The 14,768-nt window shown below is 66.7% G+C and carries 14 protein-coding genes; 9 read left to right on the top strand and 5 right to left on the bottom strand.

All coding sequences use genetic code 11. The features are described 5' to 3' along the window. Positions 1 to 27: 27 nt before the first annotated feature. Positions 28 to 1,275 (bottom strand): lactonase family protein, encoded by a 1,248-nt coding sequence (locus tag DIE13_RS13230; RefSeq protein ID WP_124827628.1) that lies wholly within the window; start codon positions 1,273 to 1,275, stop codon positions 28 to 30. Positions 1,276 to 1,440: 165 nt separating this feature from the next. Between DIE13_RS13230 and DIE13_RS13240 the strand changes: the two genes are divergently transcribed. Both DIE13_RS13240 and DIE13_RS13250 read left to right on the top strand, forming a co-directional pair. Beyond that, positions 1,441 to 3,270: a glycoside hydrolase family 15 protein gene (locus tag DIE13_RS13240; protein ID WP_124827629.1), complete on the top strand. Its 1,830-nt coding sequence runs from the start codon at positions 1,441 to 1,443 to the stop codon at positions 3,268 to 3,270. 211 nt (positions 3,271 to 3,481) lie between these two features. Continuing rightward, a complete protein-coding gene (locus tag DIE13_RS13250) occupies positions 3,482 to 4,981 on the top strand; it encodes a polyhydroxyalkanoate depolymerase (protein ID WP_124827631.1) in 1,500 nt (499 codons plus the stop codon). A gap of 90 nt (positions 4,982 to 5,071) precedes the next feature. On the opposite strand, the gene DIE13_RS13255 is transcribed toward DIE13_RS13250, so the two are convergent. After that, positions 5,072 to 5,704 (bottom strand): TetR family transcriptional regulator, encoded by a 633-nt coding sequence (locus DIE13_RS13255; RefSeq protein WP_124827632.1) that lies wholly within the window; start codon positions 5,702 to 5,704, stop codon positions 5,072 to 5,074. 156 nt (positions 5,705 to 5,860) lie between these two features. Here DIE13_RS13255 and rsxB point away from each other — a divergent pair, with 156 nt between their 5' ends. Further along, the gene (gene rsxB / locus DIE13_RS13260) at positions 5,861 to 6,820 is read left to right on the top strand and encodes an electron transport complex subunit RsxB (RefSeq protein WP_124827633.1); all 960 of its coding nucleotides are present in this window, start codon (positions 5,861 to 5,863) and stop codon (positions 6,818 to 6,820) included. Continuing rightward, complete coding sequence (nth, locus tag DIE13_RS13265; protein WP_096502058.1) at positions 6,817 to 7,461, top strand: endonuclease III; 645 nt, start codon at positions 6,817 to 6,819, stop codon at positions 7,459 to 7,461. Before rsxB ends, nth begins: the two co-directional genes overlap by 4 nt. Before the next feature lie 64 nt (positions 7,462 to 7,525). Here nth and DIE13_RS13270 read toward each other — a convergent pair whose 3' ends face one another. After that, positions 7,526 to 8,455, bottom strand: a complete 930-nt coding sequence (locus DIE13_RS13270) for a DMT family transporter (RefSeq protein WP_124827634.1) — start codon at positions 8,453 to 8,455, stop codon at positions 7,526 to 7,528. Positions 8,456 to 8,597: 142 nt separating this feature from the next. Here DIE13_RS13270 and DIE13_RS13275 point away from each other — a divergent pair, with 142 nt between their 5' ends. Next, a complete protein-coding gene (locus DIE13_RS13275) occupies positions 8,598 to 9,065 on the top strand; it encodes a DUF1841 family protein (RefSeq protein ID WP_390679620.1) in 468 nt (155 codons plus the stop codon). A 101-nt stretch (positions 9,066 to 9,166) separates the two neighbouring features. Here DIE13_RS13275 and DIE13_RS13280 read toward each other — a convergent pair whose 3' ends face one another. Next, a complete protein-coding gene (locus tag DIE13_RS13280) occupies positions 9,167 to 9,523 on the bottom strand; it encodes a c-type cytochrome (RefSeq protein WP_124827636.1) in 357 nt (118 codons plus the stop codon). A gap of 40 nt (positions 9,524 to 9,563) precedes the next feature. Further along, the gene (locus DIE13_RS13285) at positions 9,564 to 9,923 is read right to left on the bottom strand and encodes a c-type cytochrome (RefSeq protein ID WP_124827637.1); all 360 of its coding nucleotides are present in this window, start codon (positions 9,921 to 9,923) and stop codon (positions 9,564 to 9,566) included. Between the two features lie 244 nt (positions 9,924 to 10,167). Between DIE13_RS13285 and DIE13_RS13290 the strand changes: the two genes are divergently transcribed. The 4 genes from DIE13_RS13290 (at position 10,168) to tal (ending at position 14,597) form a co-directional block, all read left to right on the top strand. After that, positions 10,168 to 11,010, top strand: coding sequence for an AAA family ATPase (locus tag DIE13_RS13290; RefSeq protein ID WP_096502069.1), 843 nt, complete (start codon positions 10,168 to 10,170; stop codon positions 11,008 to 11,010). A gap of 21 nt (positions 11,011 to 11,031) precedes the next feature. Further along, a complete protein-coding gene (locus tag DIE13_RS13295; RefSeq protein ID WP_124827638.1) occupies positions 11,032 to 12,207 on the top strand; it encodes a VWA domain-containing protein in 1,176 nt (391 codons plus the stop codon). Between the two features lie 57 nt (positions 12,208 to 12,264). Then, the gene (locus DIE13_RS13300; RefSeq protein WP_124827639.1) at positions 12,265 to 13,476 is read left to right on the top strand and encodes a benzoate/H(+) symporter BenE family transporter; all 1,212 of its coding nucleotides are present in this window, start codon (positions 12,265 to 12,267) and stop codon (positions 13,474 to 13,476) included. 167 nt (positions 13,477 to 13,643) lie between these two features. Beyond that, positions 13,644 to 14,597 carry a transaldolase gene (gene tal, locus DIE13_RS13305; protein ID WP_124827640.1) on the top strand — a complete coding sequence of 318 codons (954 nt, stop codon included), beginning with the start codon at positions 13,644 to 13,646 and terminating at the stop codon, positions 14,595 to 14,597. Positions 14,598 to 14,768 lie beyond the last annotated feature (171 nt).

Here is a 14,768-nt window from a genome sequence, read left to right on the forward strand (position 1 = left end):
GCTGCATCCGCGGCGCCTTTTTTACATCTATTGCGCCACCGGCACCAGCTTGAAATCGACCGGGCTGCCGACCGCGACCTTCCGCGGATTCGGGCCGAGCTGTCCGGTTTCGACATCGCGGCTGAACACGTAGAACGTGTCGCTGTCCTGGTTGCCGACGATCAGCCATTTGCCGGTCGGGTCGATCAGGAACTCGCGCGGCGTCTTGCCGAGGCTCGACTGGCGGCTGACCGTCTTCAACCGGCCATCGGCCTTGTTCACCGCGTAGATCACGATGTCGTTGACGTCGCCGCGATTGCTCACGTACAGGAAGCGGCCGTCCGGCGACAGGTGGATCGCGCCGCCGCCGACCTTGCCCTTGAAGCCGGGCGCCGTCATCGGCAGGATCTCGACCGGCGTCAGCTTGCCGTCGTGGTAGCCGAATACCTCGACCGACGCGCTGAGCTCGCTCGTCACGTACGCGAACCGGCCGTCGGCGCTGAACACCATGTGACGCGGGCCGGAGCCGGCCTTCACGGGCGTGTAGCGCGTATCGGTCGGGCTGATCAGCCCGCGGCTGCCGTCCACCGTGTAGCGATAGCCGTAGATCTTGTCCGTGCCGAGATCCTGCACGAACAGGTAATGGCCATCCGGCGAGAACACGGTCGAATGCACGTGCGCGCCGTCCTGGCGCCCCTTCACGGGCCCGGTGCCTTCATGATGCACCGTCAGCACGGCCTGACCCACCGCGCCGCCGTCGCGGATCGGGAACACCGCGAAGCTGCCGCCCGGATCCGCCGCGACCGAGTAGTTGGCCGTGACGAGGTACTTGCCGTCCGGCGACAGTGCCAGGTAGCAAGGATCGTTCCCTTCCGACGACACGCGGTCGATGAACGTGAGCGCGCCCGTCTTCGCATCGAAATTGAACGCGCTGACGCCGCCGCGCTCGGTGGCCGGTCCGTTGTCGCCGGGCAACTCGTTGACCGCGTAGACGGTGCGACCGTCGCGGCTCGGCAACAGATAGGACGGATTCACGGTCTTCGCCGACGACACGGGCGCGACGCTGCCCGTTTTGGTATCGAAGTGATAGACGTAGATTCCGTCGCTGCCGTGGCCCGTATAGGTGCCGACCAGCAGGTTGTAGACGCCGTCGGCCGGTGCCGGCGATTGCTGCGCAAAGGCGTGGGTCGCGGACAGGGAGAGCACGATCGCGAAACCTTTCATCCAGTGAGCGAGCCTAAGCGGGAACCCTCGTGTCGAAGCGCGTGCGTCATGCTCGCGTAAACGGTTGGGCATTGAATCCTCCTTGCATCGAGTCGCTTCAAGTGTTGAGATAGGACGAAACGCCGGCCGACCATGCGCTCCGCCGCCCGGCCGAGTATACGGGGCGCGACGCCGGCACGTGAAGCGCGGGCGCCGCAGCCTGCATTGTGAACTCGAATATCCAAGGACCGCTTGCCCATGCCCGCCCTGATCGAAGACTACGCCCTCGTCGGCGACGGCCACACCGCCGCGCTGATTTCGAAAGACGGCTCCGTCGACTGGCTGTGCTGGCCCCGCTTCGATTCGGGCGCCTGTTTCGCGGCGCTGGTCGGCACCCCCGAGCATGGCCGCTGGCTGCTCGCGCCGGCCGCCGACGCCGCGATCACGCACACGACACGCCGCTATCGCGGCGACACGCTGATTCTCGAAACCGACTACGAGAGCGCCGACGGCGCCGTCACCGTGATCGACTTCATGCCGCCCGGCAACGGCTGGTCGGAACTCGTGCGGATCGTCGTCGGCCGCCACGGCACGATGAAGATGCGCATGGAACTGGTGTTGCGCTTCGACTACGGTTTCTCGATCCCGTGGGTCACGCAGTTGTCCCGCGAGAGCGGGATGAAGGCAATCGCCGGTCCCGATACGGTCGTGCTGCGCACGCCGGTGGCCCTCACCGGCAAGAACCTTCACACGCTCGCCGAATTCACGGTGAGCGCCGACGAGCGCATCCCGTTCTCGCTTGGCTATGCGGCGTCGCACCTGCGGCTGCCGCCCGCGCGCGATCCGCTGTCGATGCTCGCCCGCACCGAGAACTACTGGCTCGAATGGTCGGGGCGCTGCCAGGTGCAAGGCCGCTATGCGGCCGCCGTGCGCCGCTCGCTGATCACGTTGAAGGCGCTCGCATACGAGCCGACCGGCGGCATCGTCGCCGCGCCCACCACGTCCTTGCCCGAGAAGATCGGCGGCAACCGGAACTGGGACTACCGCTATTGCTGGCTGCGCGATGCGACGATCACGCTGCTCGCGCTGATGCGCGGCGGCTACTACGACGAGGCGCGCGCGTGGCGCACCTGGCTCGGCCGCGTGATGGCCGGCTCGCCCGAGCAGATCCAGATCATGTACGGGATCGCGGGCGAGCGCCGGCTGCCGGAAATGGAGCTCGACTGGCTGCCCGGATATCAGGATTCGAAGCCGGTGCGCGTGGGCAACGGCGCGGCGAACCAGCTCCAGCTCGACGTGTTCGGCGAAGTGATGGCCGCGCTGCACCTCGCGCGCGTAGGCGGTCTGCAGGCCGACGACACCGTGTGGTCCGTGCAGTGCTCGCTGCTCGACCATCTCGAGAAGATCTGGCAGGAACCCGACGAGGGCATCTGGGAAACGCGCGGCGGCCGCCGTCATTTCACGTTCTCGAAGGTGATGGCGTGGGTCGCGTTCGACCGCGCGATCAAGTCGGCCGAGATGTTCCGCCTGCCCGCGTCGCTCGACCGCTGGCGCGCGCTGCGCGACCGCATCCACGCGGACGTATGCGACAACGCATGGCACGAAGGCAAACAGGCGTTTGCACAGAGCTACGGCAGCGACGAGCTCGACGCGAGCGTGCTGATGATGCCGCTGCTCGGCTTCCTGCCGCCGGAAGACCCGCGCATCGTCGGCACGGTGGCGGCGATCGAGCGGGAATTGCTGCACGACGGGCTGGTGATGCGCTACCGCACCACCGAGTACGACGACGGCCTGCCCCCCGGCGAAGGCACGTTTCTCGCGTGCAGCTTCTGGCTGGTCGACAACTACGCGCTGCTCGGCCGGATCGACGACGCTCACCGGCTGTTCAGCCGGCTGCTCGCGCTGTCGAACGACCTCGGGCTGCTCGCCGAGGAGTACGACCCGGTCGGCGGGCGGCTCGTCGGCAATTTCCCGCAGGCGTTCTCGCACGTCGCGCTCGTGCATACCGCGATGAACCTGATGCACCACGAAGAGGCAATGGCCCGCGCGGCCGGCCAGCCCGTGCCGGCCGTGGCGACGGGGCGCTGAGCGGCGCCAGGACAGCTTCGTCAGAGAACGTCAATTCGCAAAACTTTGATGAAAAATCGGGGAAATGTTGCATTGCAACACCGATCGTTGTCCGATATGATCGACGCGATTGTCCGGCCGCAGTGCAACATGGCCGGCCGCTGACCCACACGGCACGCGGCGACACCCCAAGCCGCCCTGCGCACCGTCCCCCCACGCGGGAGTAGTCTGCATGCTTTACCAACTGCACGAATTCCAGCGGGCCATGCTGAGTCCGCTCACGGCCTGGGCCCAGGCTGCCTCCAAGTCGTTCGCCAACCCGTCCAGCCCGTTCTCGCTGATGCCCGGCGCGCCGCGCATGGCCGCCGCGTACGAGCTGATATACCGGCTCGGCAAGGACTACGAGAAGCCCGAATTCAACATTCACCAGATCGTCAAGGACGGCCACAACATCCCGATCGTCGAGCAGACGATCGTCGAGAAGCCGTTCTGCCGCCTGCTGCGTTTCAAACGCTATTCGGACGACGCCGACGCCGTCACGCAACTGAAGGACGAGCCGGTCGTGCTGGTCTGCGCGCCGCTGTCGGGCCACCACTCGACGCTGCTGCGCGACACCGTGCGCACGCTGCTGCAGGATCACAAGGTGTACATCACCGACTGGATCGATGCGCGGATGGTGCCGGTCGAGACAGGCCCGTTCCACCTGCACGACTACATCGCGTATATCCAGGAGTTCATCCGTCACATCGGCGCGCGCAACCTGCACGTGATCTCGGTGTGCCAGCCGACGGTGCCGGTGCTCGCGGCGATCTCGCTGATGGCGAGCCGCGGCGAGGACACGCCGCTCACGATGACGATGATGGGCGGCCCGATCGACGCGCGCCGCAGCCCGACGTCGGTGAATTCGCTTGCGACACAACACTCGACCGCGTGGTTCGAGAACAACGTGATCCATACGGTGCCCGCGAATTATCCGGGCGAAGGCCGTCAGGTGTATCCGGGCTTCCTGCAGCACACGGGCTTCGTCGCGATGAACCCGGAGCGGCACGCACAATCGCACTGGGATTTCTACCAGAGCCTGCTGCGCGGCGACGAGGACGACGCCGAAGCGCACCGCCGCTTCTACGACGAATACAACGCGGTGCTCGACATGGCCGCCGAGTATTACCTCGAGACGATCCGCGTCGTGTTCCAGGAATTCCTGCTTGCGGAAGGCACGTGGGACGTCGAAGGCGAGCGCGTGCGTCCGCAGGACATCAAGCACACCGCACTGATGACGATCGAAGGCGAACTCGACGACATCTCGGGCAGCGGCCAGACACACGTCGCGCACGAGCTGTGCACGGGCATTCCGCAAGACGACCGCCGCAGCCTGACCGCCGAGAAGTGCGGCCACTACGGGATCTTCTCAGGTCGCCGCTGGCGCACGATCATCTATCCGCAACTGCGCGACTTCATCCGCGAGCATGCACCGGAACCGAAGAACGGCGCGACGAAGGCGCCCGCCGACGCACCGGTAGCAGCCCCCGTCGCCACGCTGCCGATCAGCCAGCCGCAGGCAGAAACGGCAACGCGCGCCACCGCCACCGTCACCGCTGCGAAGCGCACGCGCGCGAAGGCACCGGCCGCGACGGTCGCCCCCGCCAGGACGGCAGCCGCGAAGACCGCACCCGCTGCGAAACGCGCAGGCAGCACGCGCGCCAAACCGGCTCGCGCACGCAAGGCCGCCTGACGCACCGCGTTCGGATAAAAAAACACCGCCGTTGCTTACGCACGGCGGCGTTTTTTCATTCAGCGATCGCAGTTGGTGCAGTTCGGCGGCTCAGCGCCGCAGCAGATACGCGAGCAGTACCTCGGTGTTCATCCTGACCATCTCCGAGCGCTCGTCGGCCTCGCTGAAGTCGCGGCCGAGCGTCGCGGCGAGCGTGAAGCGGTTCGACACGATGTAGTAGCCGAGCCCCGACAGCGTCACGTAGAAGCGCAGCGGATCGACGTCGCTGCGAAACAGCCCGGCCTTCTGGCCGCGCATCAGCACGTTGCCCAGCTTCGCGACGATCGGCGACATCATTTCGCGGATCCGCGTCGACTTGTGCAGGTAGCGCGCTTCGTGCAGATTCTCGTTGTTGATGAGCCTCAGCAACTCCGGATGATCGCGGTAGTAATCCCACACGAAATGCGCGAGCCGCGTGACGGCTTCGACGGGCGCAACGCCATCGAGATCGAGCACGCGCTCGGCCTCGGTCAGTGCGGAGAACGCGTGTTCGAGCACGGCCGTAAACAGCTGCTCCTTGCTGCCGAAGTAGTAATAGAGCATCCGCTCGTTGGTTTCGGCCCGGCGGGCGATCTGGTCGACGCGCGCGCCGAACAGCCCCCCACTCGCGAACTCTTCGGCTGCCGCCATCAGAATGCGGCGGCGCGTACCTTCAGGATCTCTTTTGATTTTTGGCTGATTCATGGTGGCGTTTTGCTATGTGAGCCGCGTGATCCGGACCGGCACCCCCACCGCCTTGGCGCCGACTGCCGTGGAACGGGCGCGCCGCATGCGGCCGCCCTCCTGCTGAGCCCCTGCAAAAAAGCGGTTTGATTATGCGCACAGACGGCGTCCAGCGCAATGCGGGAAATCGGCGATAATCGAGCTTTGGCAAACCTTTCCGGCCGCGCCAGACGCGGCCGAAAGCCAGTCGGCGCCGCAGCGCCCGTTGTCACCGTGACCGATTCCAAGACCCTCGCGGATCGCATCGAAGATCTGCTTCCCCAGACGCAATGCACGAAGTGCGGCTATAACGGTTGTCGTCCGTACGCCGACGCCATCGCCGCCGGCGACGCGAACTACAACCAGTGCCCGCCCGGCGGCGCCGAAGGCATTGCACGCCTCGCCAGCCTGCTCGGCAAGCCCGTGATCCCGCTGAACCCCGTCAACGGCAGCGAACATCCCCGCGCAGTCGCCTTCATCGACGAGAGCCTGTGCATCGGCTGCACGCTGTGCATGCAGGCGTGCCCGGTCGACGCGATCGTCGGTGCACCGAAGCAAATGCACACGATCGTCGAGTCGCTGTGTACCGGCTGCGACCTGTGCGTGCCGCCGTGCCCGGTCGACTGCATCGCGATGGTGCCCGTGACCGGCGATCGCACCGGGTGGGATGCGTGGTCGCAGGCGCAGGCGGACGCCGCACGCGAACGCCACGACCGCCGGCTCGCGCGCCAGCGCCGCGACCGCGAGGCCGCCGAAGCGCGCGCCGCCGCACGTCGCGCGGCGAAGCCCGCGCCGGATGCCGGACAGCCCGACACGCAGCCGACCGCGCCGAGCGCCGCCCCGGCCGACGACGCCGACGCAAAGAAACGCGCGATCATCGCCGCCGCGCTCGAACGCGCACGCAAGAAGAAGGAAGAGCTGTCCGCGCAAGGCGCCGGGCCGAAAAACACCGAAGGCGTGAGCACGGCCGTGCAGGCCCAGATCGATGCGGCCGAAGCGCGCCGCAAGCGACTCGCCGAGCAGCAGGCGCGGCGCGACGCCGAAGGCCGCGACGACCAGAGCGGCACATCCACGCCGCCCGACCACGACACGCCATGAACGCCAGCAAACGACGCGCGATCTACGAAACGCTGCAAAGCCTCAATCCGCATCCGACAACCGAGCTCGAATACACGACGCCGTTCGAGTTGCTGATCGCGGTGATGCTGTCCGCCCAGGCGACCGACGTGTCGGTCAACAAGGCGATGCGGAAGATGTTTCCGGTTGCGAACACTCCGCGACAAATCGTCGCGCTCGGTGAAGAAGGCGTCACCGACTACATCAAGACGATCGGCCTGTACCGGACCAAGGCGAAGAACGTCGTAGCGACGTGCCGGATCCTGCTCGAGCGCTACGACGGCGAGGTGCCGGCCGATCGCGAAGCGCTCGAAAGCCTGCCGGGCGTCGGCCGCAAGACCGCGAACGTCGTGCTGAACACCGCGTTCGGTCATCCGACGATCGCGGTCGACACGCACATCTTCCGCGTCGCGAACCGCACGGGGCTCGCCCCGGGCAAGGACGTGAAGGCCGTCGAGACCGCGCTGGAGAAGTTCACGCCGAAAGAATTCCTGCAGGACGCGCATCACTGGCTGATCCTGCACGGCCGCTATGTGTGCAAGGCACGCAAGCCTGAATGCTGGCATTGCGCAATCGAGCCGCTGTGCGAATTCAGGCCGAAGACGCCGCCGCCGAACGAGTGACCGCCGGCAGGCTGACGCGCCGCAGCGGCGCCTGCGGTGTTGCCCTTCCCTTTTCCTTTTCCCGCTATGCGTTCGATGTCGCGGTCGCGTCGTCGGCTGCCGCACCGCCCGCGCGCACGAGCGCCAGCACCGCCGCGAGAATCGCGACGCCGCCCGCCCACTGCAGCGGCGACAGCGCTTCGCCGAACAGGAGTGCCGCGAGCGCGACCGTCACGACCGGCTCGAGCGTCGACAGCATCGACGTGCGGGCCGCGCCCAGCCGCTCGAGCCCGGCGAAGAACGCGAGCATCGCCGCGACCGTCGACACCAGCGCGATCGCGAGCATCGCCGCCCAGCCACCGGCCGTCACCGGCCAGCGCGGCGGCGCGCCTAACATCGTGGTCCGCACGAGCGCGATCGCGAGGAGCGTGGCGGTCGCCGACAGGCAGATGATCGCGGTGGTCGCGAGCGGATCGACGCCGCGCGTCGCCTTCGTGCCGCCGACGATGTACAGCGAATAGATCACTGCGGCCGCCAGCGCGAGCGCGATGCCGAGCGGCTCGCCGTGACCGCCGCCGACCATCAGCGCGGAACCCGCGACGCAGAGCACGAGCGCGACGGCCTTCGCGCGCGTGAGCCGCTCGCCGAGCCACCACGCGGCCAGCAGCGTGACGAAGGCCGGATACAGGTACAGCAGCAGCGCGACGAGGCTCGCCTGCGCATGCTGGAGCGCGCTGAAGTAGCAGAACGACTGTCCGACGTAGCCGAGCGCCCCCATCGCGACGAGCGGCACGAGCGCGCGGCCGCGCGGCCATGCGACGCGGCGGTGGCGGGCAATCGCGGCGAGCACCGCGCCGCCGATCGCGAAGCGCACGATCAGCAAGCCGAGCACGTCGACGCCTGCCGCATAGGCATAGCGGCCGAAGATCGCCATCGCGCCGAACGCGACGGCGGACAGTGCGACGTAGAGCGCGCCTTGCAGCGCGGAGGACGGTGAGCGGGCGGTAGCGGACATGAGGAAACGGCGCGAGCGCAACGACGGATGTCGTGGGAGTGTAGCGGCGCGGCGGCCGGCAGCCTAGTCGGCGCTTACCCATTGCGCGGCGCAGCCGCCGCCAGCACCGCGCGCCGACCCGGCGTACAATGCCCGACGCGGCATGACGCCGCCCGAATCACGACGTTTCCCCACCATGTTCAATCCGAGTCGCGACGAAGTCCGCCGCTTTTTCACCGAAACCTGGCGCAAGCAGCGCGCCGGCGAGATCCTGACGCCGCTGGAAGCGATGGCGGCCGACTGGATCGTCGAGCACCCCGAATACCACGCCGACCTCGCGGACGCCGACGGCGCCGCCGCGCGCAACTACACGCCCGAGGAAGGCCGCACGAACCCGTTCCTGCACCTGTCGATGCACCTCGCGATCAGCGAGCAGCTGTCGATCGACCAGCCGCCCGGCATCCGCGCCGCGCACGACAAGCTGGCCGCGAAGCTCGACTCGACTCACGAAGCGCAGCACGTGATCATGGAATGCCTCGGCGAGACAATCTGGGAAGCGCAGCGCACCGGCACGCCGCCCGACACGGACGCGTACCTGCAACGCATCCTGCGTCGCGCATCGCGCGACTGAGTGCCGCTGCCGTGCCTGACTGCGGACAAACAACGCGGACAAAAAAATACCCCGCCGTGGCGGGGCATCCTTGCTGCGCGGGCCGGCGAGGCCCGTCGCGCTTACTTCTTGAACACGAGGTCGCCCTTGAGCGACTCGATGTAGGCCGCGATGTCCTTCATGTCGCTGACCGACAGGTTCTGGACCTGTGCCTGCATGATCGCGTTGTTGCGACCGAGCAGCGGGTTGGTCAGGCCCATCTGGTACTGGCGCATCGCCCACACGAGGTAGTCGGCGTGCTGGCCCGCGAGGCGCGGATATTCGGCGTTGATCGGCTGGTTCAGTTGCGCGCCGTGGCAGGCCGCGCAGTTGTGCGATTCAACCAGATCCTTGCCCTTCGACGTGTCCGCCGCATGCGCGGTACCGATCGCGAGGCCGGCCGCCAGTGCAACCGCCGCCGTCTTGAATGCGTTGTTCATGAATGCTCCTGTCCCGCCGGCGAGATTGGCGGCGCGCGCTTTACTTGTAGGGATTGTCCTTCGAGTCCGCCTTCTGGGCAGCGTAGTAGGCTGCCAGATCGGCGATGTCCTGGTCCGTCAGCGAACCGGCGATCGCGTTCATCGACGGGAAGTGACGATCCTTCTTGCGATAGGACTTCAGCGCGTTCTCGAGGTATTGCTGGTTCTGGCCGCCGAGGACGGGTACCCGGTAGACCTCCGGATAGGCTGCGCGGTAATCCTGGATGCCGTGGCAACCGATGCACATGGCGGCCTTGCCCGCCCCGTCCTTCGGGTTGCCGACCACACCGGCCGCCTGCGCGCTGCCCGCGAGCGCCACGAGCGCTGCGACAACGACGTGTTTGCCGACGAATTTGTTCATAGCTCTTGTAACCTAGCTTGAGGGGAAACTGGCGCCGAAGCGGCAACGGCCCGCGCCGTTTTGCTTATCGGATCGCCACGCAGGCCAAAAAAAACGGCCAGATTGTACCGCGTCGGCGGGGAACGCGTCCATATGGCGCCCCGGTCCACCCCGCCGCAGCCCCGCAACGATACGCGGGCCCGGCCGAACCGGACAGCCCTTCTGACTTATACTGGGTTTTTTTGCGATTAAGAAGAGCGCCGCCATGCGTTTCGAAGGATCCTCGCACTACGTTGCCACCGACGACCTCAAGCTCGCAGTCAACGCCGCGCTGACGCTGCAACGCCCGCTGCTCATCAAGGGCGAGCCCGGCACCGGCAAGACCATGCTCGCCGAGGAAGTGGCCGCCGCGCTCGACATGCCGCTGCTGCAGTGGCACATCAAGTCGACGACGAAGGCGCAGCAGGGCCTGTACGAATACGACGCGGTGTCGCGGCTGCGCGATTCGCAACTCGGCGACGCGCGCGTGAAGGACATCGCGAACTACATCGTGAAGGGCGTGCTGTGGCAGGCGTTCGACGCCGAGCACCCCAGCGTGCTGCTGATCGACGAGATCGACAAGGCCGACATCGAATTCCCGAACGACCTGCTGCGCGAGCTCGACCGGATGGAATTTCACGTGTACGAGACGCGCGAGACCGTGCGCGCGAAGCACCGCCCGCTCGTGATCATCACGTCGAACAACGAGAAGGAGCTGCCGGACGCGTTCCTGCGCCGCTGCTTCTTCCACTACATCCAGTTTCCCGATCCGTCGACGATGCAGAAAATCGTCGGCGTGCACTTCCCGAACATCCGCGAGGAACTGCTGCGTGCGGCGCTCGAAAGCTTCTTCGAACTGCGCAGCGTGTCGGGGCTGAAGAAGAAACCGTCGACGTCCGAACTGCTCGACTGGCTCAAGCTGCTGCTCGCCGAGAACATCCCGGCCGACGCGCTGCGCGGCGCCGACGCGAAGCAGATCGTGCCGCCGCTCGCGGGCGCGCTGCTGAAGAACGAGCAGGATCTGAGCCTGCTGGAGCGGCTCGTCTACATGAACCGGCACAACCGGTAACCCACCCGCGAAGGCCCGGCCATGCTGCTCAATTTCTTCTACGCGCTGCGCGCAGCCAAGCTGCCCGTCTCGGTGAAGGAATACCTGACGCTGCTCGAATCGCTGAAGGCCGGGCTGATCTCGCCGTCGATCGACGCGTTCTACTTCCTCGCGCGGATGACGCTCGTCAAGGACGAGCAGTATTTCGACAAGTTCGACCAGGCGTTCGGCGCATATTTCCATGGCGTGTCCGCGCTGCCGTCCGAAGCGTTCGACATTCCGCTCGACTGGCTCGAGAAGCGCCTCGAGCGCGAGCTGTCGCCGGAGGAAAAGGCGCAGATCGACGCGATGGGCGGGCTCGACAAGCTGATGGAGCGCCTGAAGGAACTGCTCGACGAGCAGAAGGAGCGCCACGAAGGCGGCAACAAGTGGATCGGCACCGGCGGCACGTCGCCGTTCGGGCACGGCGGCTACAACCCCGAAGGCATGCGCATCGGCGGCCCGTCGAACGGCAACCGCACCGCGGTCAAGGTGTGGGAGGCCCGCGCATTTCGCGACTATGACGATTCGGTCGAGATCGGCACGCGCAACATCAAGGTCGCGTTGCGGCGCCTGCGCCGCTTCGCGCGCGAAGGCGCTGCCGAAGAGCTCGACCTGCCCGGCACGATCCGCAGCACGGCAGCGAACGCCGGCTGGCTCGACCTGCAGATGGTGCCCGAGCGGCACAACAACGTGAAGGTGCTGATGCTGCTCGACGTCGGCGGCTCGATGGACGACCACATCAAGCGCACCGAGGAGCTGTTCTCCGCCGCAAAGGCCGAGTTCAAGCACCTGGAGTTCTACTATTTCCACAACTGCGTGTACGACCATCTGTGGAAGAACAACCGCCGCCGTCACTCGGAGCGCACCGCGACGTGGGACGTGCTGCACAAGTTCACGCCGGACTACAAGCTGATCTTCGTCGGCGACGCGACGATGAGCCCGTACGAGGTGCTGCAGCCCGGCGGCTCGGTCGAATACAACAATCAGGAGGCCGGCGCCGTGTGGCTGCGGCGCCTCGCCGACCAGTTTCCCCATCATGCATGGCTGAACCCCGAGCCCGAGCGGCTATGGGAATACCGGCAATCGGTCGCGGTGATCCGCGACCTGCTCGGCCAGCGCATGTATCCGCTTACGCTCGCGGGCCTCGAAACCGCGATGCGCGCACTCAGCAAATAACGAACCCGCCCTGCAGACACGAAGGCCGCGTCCGAGCGGCCTCCCTCCGGAGATAGCATGAATCCCTCGCCCACCGCGAGCGCTGGCCGCGCCGGCGGCCGCCGCTTTTTCAACGATACGTCCGTGTCCGCGCTCGTCGCCGGCTTCGTCGCGATGATGACGGGCTACACGAGCTCGCTCGTGCTGATGTTCCAGGCCGGCCGCGCCGCACACCTGAGCGACGCGCAGATCTCGTCGTGGATCTGGGCGCTGTCGATCGGCATGGCGCTGACGACGATCGGGCTGTCGCTGCGCTTTCGCGCACCGGTGGTCGTCGCGTGGTCGACGCCCGGCGCCGCGCTGCTGATCGCGTCGCTGCCTGGCGTGCCCTACCCGGAGGCGATCGGCGCATTCGTCGTATGCGCGCTGCTGCTGACGGCCGTCGGTGTGAGCGGCCTGTTCGACACGCTGATGCGGAGGATCCCGGCCGGCATCGCAGCCGCCTTGCTCGCGGGCATCCTGTTCGAGATCGGCATCGAGATCTTCCGCGCCGCGCAGTTCCAGACGGCACTCGTGCTCGCGATGTTCTTCACGTACCTGATCGTCAAGCGGCTCGCGCCGCGCTACGCGATCGTCACGACGCTGATCGTCGGCACCGCGGTGGCCGGCGGCCTCGGCCTGCTCGACTTCAGCCATTTCCACATCGCGCTCGCGCAGCCCGTGTTCACGATGCCCGCCTTCTCGATCGCGTCGATCGTCAGCATCGGCGTTCCGCTGTTCGTCGTCGCGATGGCGTCGCAGAACGTGCCGGGCATCGCGGTGCTGCGCGCGGACGGCTATCAGACGCCTTCATCGCCGCTGATCGCGACCACCGGCCTCGCATCGCTGCTGCTTGCGCCCTTCGGCTCGCACGGCGTGAACCTCGCGGCGATCACGGCCGCGATCTGCACGGGCCCCGAAGCACATGAAGATCACGCGAAGCGCTACACGGCCGCCGTGTGGTGCGGCACCTTCTATCTGATCGCCGGGATCTTCGGCGCGACGATCGCGGCGCTGTTCGCCGCGCTGCCGAAGGCGCTCGTCGTATCGGTCGCCGCGCTCGCGCTGTTCGGCTCGATCATGAGCGGGCTCGCGAACGCGATGCAGGACGCGAAGCAGCGCGAAGCCGCGCTGGTCACGTTCATGGTCACGGCTTCGGGCCTCACGCTGCTGTCGATCGGCTCGGCGTTCTGGGGACTCGTCGCGGGGATCGTCACACAGGTGATCCTGAACGCCCGGCGTCCCGCCTAGCCCCGTATAGCGGGGGCCTGCCGCACCGGCGGCAGGCCAAAACGTGCACGACACGAATCGGGCCTAAAATGATGGCTCGGAGGCGGTGCCCGCGCCGCCTCGCTTCGCTGCCGCGCTCGCGCGGCCCGTGAGAACCCCGGCGCCCCGCGCCCTCCTCCCGAATCGCCATGACTACCGCACTCGACCAGCTGAAGCAGTACACGACCGTCGTCGCCGACACGGGCGATTTCCAGCAGCTTGCGCAGTACAAGCCGCAGGACGCGACCACGAACCCGTCGCTGATCCTGAAGGCCGTCCAGAAGGATGCGTACAAGCCGATCCTCGAGAAAACCGTCCGCGATCATCGCAACGAAAGCACCGACTTCATCATCGACCGCCTGCTGATCGCGTTCGGCACCGAGATCCTGAAGCTGATCCCGGGCCGCGTGTCGACCGAGGTCGACGCGCGCCTGTCGTTCGACACGCAGCGCTCGATCGACAAGGGTCGCGAACTCATCAAACTGTACGAAGCCGCCGGCATCGGCCGCGAGCGCATCCTGATCAAGCTCGCGTCGACGTGGGAAGGCATTCGCGCGGCAGAAGTGCTGCAGAAGGAAGGGATCAAGTGCAACATGACCCTGCTTTTCTCGCTGGTGCAGGCCGCCGCGTGCGCGGAAGCCGGCGCGCAGCTGATCTCGCCGTTCGTCGGCCGCATCTACGACTGGTACAAGAAGCAGGCCGGCGCCGACTGGGATGAAGCGAAGAACGGCGGCGCGAACGATCCGGGTGTGCAGTCGGTACGTCGCATCTACACGTACTACAAGACGTTCGGCTACCACACCGAAGTGATGGGCGCGAGCTTCCGCACGACGAGCCAGATCACCGAGCTCGCGGGCTGCGACCTGCTGACGATCAGCCCCGATTTGCTGCAGAAACTGCAGGACAGCACCGACACGGTGACGCGCAAGCTGTCGCCGGACGCGCTGCACGACAAGCCGACCGAGCGCGTCGCGATCGACGAGGCATCGTTCCGCTTCCAGTTGAACGACGAAGCGATGGCGACGGAAAAACTTTCCGAAGGTATTCGCGTGTTCGCCGCCGACGCGGTGAAGCTCGAGAAGCTGATCGACGCGCTGCGCTGAATCGTGCAGCCCGCGCCTGCCGCTGTCAGTTGAGCTGTCAGCAGCACTGACAACAGGCGTCAGCAGGCATCGCCGACGGCCGCGAACCCTGTGTTCGCGGCCGTTTTATTTTTCATTCCACCGTCAAGCGCGCGCACTACAATCCACGTCACGAGTGCGCCGGCCGCGTCC

It is taken from the genome of Burkholderia sp. Bp9016, assembly GCF_003857765.1.
GTDB lineage: Bacteria > Pseudomonadota > Gammaproteobacteria > Burkholderiales > Burkholderiaceae > Burkholderia.